This window comes from Amycolatopsis sp. (genome assembly GCF_035546795.1).
Classification (GTDB): domain Bacteria; phylum Actinomycetota; class Actinomycetes; order Mycobacteriales; family Pseudonocardiaceae; genus Amycolatopsis_E.
This window is the reverse complement of the sequence record NZ_DASZWC010000010.1, coordinates 1-4,390: the sequence shown is the minus strand read 5'-3', so window position 1 is coordinate 4,390 and position 4,390 is coordinate 1. Positions and strand designations below refer to the sequence as shown.

Sequence of the window (4,390 nt, the reverse complement as noted above, 5' to 3'; positions counted from 1 at the left end):
GGCCTTCCACCCGGAGCTCACGGGCGACGAGCGGGTGCACCGCTTCTTCGTGAACATGGTGCAGGAACGATCGAGATGATGGAGAAGAGATGAGCGGCCACTCGAAGTGGGCCACCACCAAGCACAAGAAGGCCGCCCTCGACGCCAAGCGTGGCAAGCTGTTCGCGAGACTGATCAAGAACATCGAGGTCGCCGCGCGGACCGGCGGGGGCGACCCGGACGGCAACCCGACGCTGTACGACGCCATCCAGAAGGCGAAGCGGAACTCCGTCCCGCAGGACAACATCGAACGCGCGCGCAAGCGCGGCGGCGGTGAAGAGGCCGGCGGCGCCGACTGGCAGAACATCACCTATGAGGGTTACGGGCCCAACGGCGTCGCGGTGCTCATCGAGTGCCTGACCGACAACCGCAACCGTGCCGCCTCCGAGGTCCGCACCGCGCTCACCCGCAACGGCGGCTCGCTGGCCGACCCGGGCTCGGTGGCGTACCTGTTCAACCGCAAGGGCGTGGTGATCATGCCCAAGAACGACCTTGCCGAGGACGACGTCCTGATGGCGGTGCTCGACGCCGGCGCCGAGGAGGTCAACGACCTCGACGAGAGCTTCGAGATCGTTTCCGAGCCCACCGATCTCGTCGCGGTGCGCACCGCGTTGCAGGACGCGGGTTTCGACTACGAGTCGGCGGACGCGAGCTTCCTGCCGTCGGTCAGCGTGCCGCTGGACGCCGAAGGCGCGAAGAAGGTCTTCAGACTGATCGACGCGCTCGAAGACTGCGACGACGTCCAGAACGTCTATGCGAACTTCGACGTCTCGGACGAGGTGCTCGCCGAAGTCGGCTGAGGTGGTGCGCCGCGGAATGTCTACGCGCTGCGTCGGATTCCACGTCTCGGACGAGGTGCTGGCCGAGGTCGGTTGAGGTGGTGTGCCGCGGAATGTCTGCGCGCTGCGTCGGATTGCGTGTCTCAGGCGAGGTGCTCGCCGAGGTCGGCTGACGATTTCCGGCAGAAAATCCCGGTGTGCCAAGCACATCGGGATTTTTTTGCGCGGGAGCCTGGGCTCGCGGGCGGCCATACGGCAGAATGGCCGCCGTGACGACCGAAGCCCTCGCCTCGCAAGAGCAGGAACTGCTGAACTGGATCGTCTCCGAGGCGGAGCGGCGGGGCAACGCGGTCATCTCGGTTCCCCGTGACGACAAGGGATCCGGCTACTGTTTCACCGCTTGCGTGTGGGCCATGCACCAGGTTCCGGAGGCCGTCGTGGTCGGGCTGCCCGAGCAGATGGCGCAGGTCCTGCTCGACGCCTATGTGGACCGTGCGGCCACCGGTGACCCGTTCGTGCCCGGCCGGATCTACGAGGATTTCTTCGACGGCGTGCCGGTCACCTTCGAACAGGTGCATCCCGGGCACTATCCGGAATTCTTCGGCAGCGCCTTCCTCGTCTACCCGGACGGGGATTTCCCGGCGGTGCAGATCATCGTCGCCACCCCCGAGGGGCACTGGCCGTGGGACGCCGACGCGCCCGAGGGTTTCGCGCAGTGGCAGCCGGTGCTGACCGACAGCGGCAGGCCGGAGAGCTGGACCCCGGGCGTCGACGGTCCATAAAGGACAGTCGCGCACCCCGGCGCGCCTGCGCCGTGGCGGGCGGTTCGCCCGGTAGCCTCCGAACTGGTGTTCGGTGGAGGAGGCGGTCTGGTGCGAGTGCTCGGTGTCGACCCGGGGCTGACGCGATGCGGGCTCGGTGTGGTGGACGGCGGCACGGGACGGAAGGTCAGCTGTGTCGCGGTGGACGTCGTCCGCACTCCCGTCGACGCGTCCCTGGCGAACCGCCTGCTCGGGATCTCCGAGAGCGTCGAGGAATGGCTCGACCGCTACCGGCCCGACGCGGTGGCCGTGGAGCGGGTGTTCAGCCAGCACAACGTGCGCACGGTGATGGGCACGGCGCAGGCCGGGGGAGTGGTCGCGCTGGCCGCGGCCCGGCGCGGGCTGCCGGTCGTGTTCCACACCCCCAGCGAGGTGAAGGCCGCCGTCACCGGATCGGGCCGCGCGGACAAGGCGCAGGTCACCGGTATGGTGACGCGGTTGCTCGGCCTCGTGGAAGCGCCGAGCCCGGCCGACGCCGCGGACGCGCTGGCGCTGGCCATCTGTCACCTGTGGCGCGAGCCGATGCGGCAGCGCCTCGCCGAGGCGGAGGCCAGGGCGGCGGAACTCGCCCGCAAGCACCGGGCCAAGCTGGCCGCGGCGGCGAAGGCCGCGAAGACGAAGGGAGCGGCGCGATGATCTCCTCGGTCCGCGGCGAAGTGCTGTCGGTCGGGCTGGACCACGTGGTCGTCGAGGTCGGCGGGGTGGGCTTCGCCGTACAGGCGACTCCGTCCACGCTCGCCACGCTGCGCCGCGGCGAGCAGACCAGGCTGCACACGGCGCTGGTCGTCCGGGAGGACTCGCTGACCTTGTTCGGCTTCGCCGACGCGGCCGCGCGCGAGCTGTTCCTGTTGCTGCAGACCGTATCGGGGATCGGCCCGCGGCTCGCGCTCGCGGCGCTGGCCGTGCTCGACCCGGACAAGCTGCGCGCGGCGCTCGCCGAAGGCAACATCACCGTGCTCACCCAGGTGCCCGGCATCGGCCGCAAGGGCGCCGAACGGCTCAGCCTGGAGCTGCGCGACAAGGTCAACGCCGTCGGCGGGACGACCGGGGAAGCGCTTCCCGCCGCCGGTTCCGCGGTCCGCGCCGAGGTCGTGGAAGCGCTTACCGGGCTCGGGTTCGCGGCCAGGCAGGCCGAACAGGCGGTGGAGAAGGTGCTGGCCGGCGCAGGGGAAGGCGATACGGCGACGGTGCTCCGTGCGGCGCTGACCACCCTCGGGCGCAAGCGCTAGGGCCGGAGCATGCACGATGACAGCGTGACCGAGTTCGACGCGGACGAGACCCTGTCCGCGCTGCCGCAGACCGGCGAGCGCGAGGTCGAGACGACGCTGCGCCCGCGCAAGCTGGCCGAGTTCGTCGGCCAGCCCCGGGTGCGTGAGCAGCTGGAACTGGTGCTGGAGAGCGCCCGGCGGCGCGGCGTACCGCCCGACCACGTGCTGCTGTCCGGCCCGCCGGGGCTGGGCAAGACCAGCCTGGCGATGATCGTCGCCGCGGAACTGGACGCGGCCATCCGGATCACCTCGGGCCCGGCGCTGGAACGCGCGGGCGACCTCGCCGCGATGCTGTCCAACCTCGCCGAGGGCGACGTGCTGTTCATCGACGAGATCCACCGGATCGCCAAGCCGGCCGAGGAGCTGCTGTACAGCGCGATGGAGGACTTCCGGGTCGACGTGGTGGTCGGCAAGGGGCCGGGCGCCACCGCGATCCCGCTGGACGTCGAGCCGTTCACGCTGGTCGGCGCGACGACCCGGTCCGGGCTGCTGACCGGTCCGATGCGCGACCGGTTCGGCTTCGTGGCGCACCTGGACTTCTACGAGCCGCACGAGCTGGAGCAGGTGGTGATCCGCTCGTCGCGGATCCTGGGGGTACAGGTCGCCGAGGACGGGGCGGCCGAGATCGCCGGCCGGTCCCGGGGCACGCCCCGGATCGCCAACCGGCTGCTGCGCCGGGTGCGCGACTACGCGGAGGTCCGCGCCGACGGGGTCGTGACGCGAGAGGTCGCCCGGGCCGCCCTCCGCGTGTACGACGTCGATGAGCTGGGCCTCGACCGGCTGGACCGGGCGGTGCTCACCGCCCTGGTGTCCAATTTCGGCGGCGGCCCGGTGGGCCTGTCCACGCTCGCGGTCGCGGTCGGGGAGCAACCGGACACGGTGGAGGAGGTGTGCGAGCCGTTCCTGGTCCGGGCCGGATTGCTGGCCCGCACTCCGCGCGGTCGGGTGGCTACTGCCAGTGGGTGGCGTCACCTGGGCAAGACGCCACCAAATGGTATTTTTGGCAGCGGCGCCCCTCCGGCGCCCGACCTGTTCGGCCTGGAGTCATAATGGTCGGTCACGGCCCCGTAACCGGACCGTGATCTACGTCCTGCTTGGTGTCCGAGTGTGACCGACTAGACTCGCCCGCGGTCCGGACAGGACGCACACCCGGTTCGCCTGCATCGATCGATGCCGGTGGACCCCTTCGGAAGGTCGATCGCGGTGCCACTCGCAGCATCGAGCTCAGGCGGCGGTAGCTACCTGCCGTTTGTGTTCATCATTCTCCTCTTCGGCGCGTTGTACTTCCTCTTCATCCGCCCTCAGCAGCGGCGCAACCGCGAGGTTCAGGCCATGCAGTCACGGCTGGGTGTCGGTGACGAGGTGATGACGGGCAGCGGTGTCTACGGCACGGTCGCCGAGGTTGACGACGAGGCGGGCACGATCAGCCTCGAGGTTTCGCCCGGTGTGATCATCCGGTTCGCTCGCGGGGCGGTCGCGCGCA

The 4,390-nt window shown here is 70.2% G+C and carries 6 protein-coding genes; all 6 read left to right on the top strand.

Translation table 11 applies throughout. The annotated features are described in order from the left end of the window. Positions 1 to 89 precede the first annotated feature (89 nt). Positions 90 to 839, top strand: a complete 750-nt coding sequence (locus VHD82_RS08245) for a YebC/PmpR family DNA-binding transcriptional regulator (protein ID WP_325698996.1) — start codon at positions 90 to 92, stop codon at positions 837 to 839. A 239-nt stretch (positions 840 to 1,078) separates the two neighbouring features. Further along, positions 1,079 to 1,600 (top strand): DUF4262 domain-containing protein, encoded by a 522-nt coding sequence (locus VHD82_RS08240; RefSeq protein WP_325698993.1) that lies wholly within the window; start codon positions 1,079 to 1,081, stop codon positions 1,598 to 1,600. Between the two features lie 90 nt (positions 1,601 to 1,690). Beyond that, positions 1,691 to 2,275 (top strand): crossover junction endodeoxyribonuclease RuvC, encoded by a 585-nt coding sequence (gene ruvC, locus VHD82_RS08235; protein ID WP_325698990.1) that lies wholly within the window; start codon positions 1,691 to 1,693, stop codon positions 2,273 to 2,275. After that, the gene (ruvA, locus tag VHD82_RS08230) at positions 2,272 to 2,868 is read left to right on the top strand and encodes a Holliday junction branch migration protein RuvA (RefSeq protein ID WP_325698987.1); all 597 of its coding nucleotides are present in this window, start codon (positions 2,272 to 2,274) and stop codon (positions 2,866 to 2,868) included. Before ruvC ends, ruvA begins: the two co-directional genes overlap by 4 nt. A gap of 9 nt (positions 2,869 to 2,877) precedes the next feature. Next, complete coding sequence (gene ruvB, locus VHD82_RS08225) at positions 2,878 to 3,957, top strand: Holliday junction branch migration DNA helicase RuvB (RefSeq protein ID WP_325698984.1); 1,080 nt, start codon at positions 2,878 to 2,880, stop codon at positions 3,955 to 3,957. A gap of 120 nt (positions 3,958 to 4,077) precedes the next feature. Continuing rightward, a partial coding sequence (gene yajC, locus VHD82_RS08220; protein WP_325698981.1) for a preprotein translocase subunit YajC occupies positions 4,078 to 4,390 on the top strand: 313 nt, incomplete at its 3' end.

Excerpts from the sequence above, each read along its gene's own strand:
- VHD82_RS08245 (WP_325698996.1), top strand. The coding sequence starts at position 90 with ATGAGCGGCCACTCGAAGTGGGCCACCACCAAGCACAAGAAGGCCGCC.
- VHD82_RS08240 (WP_325698993.1), top strand. The coding sequence starts at position 1,079 with ATGGCCGCCGTGACGACCGAAGCCCTCGCCTCGCAAGAGCAGGAACTG.
- ruvA (WP_325698987.1), top strand. The coding sequence starts at position 2,272 with ATGATCTCCTCGGTCCGCGGCGAAGTGCTGTCGGTCGGGCTGGACCAC.
- ruvB (WP_325698984.1), top strand. The coding sequence starts at position 2,878 with ATGCACGATGACAGCGTGACCGAGTTCGACGCGGACGAGACCCTGTCC.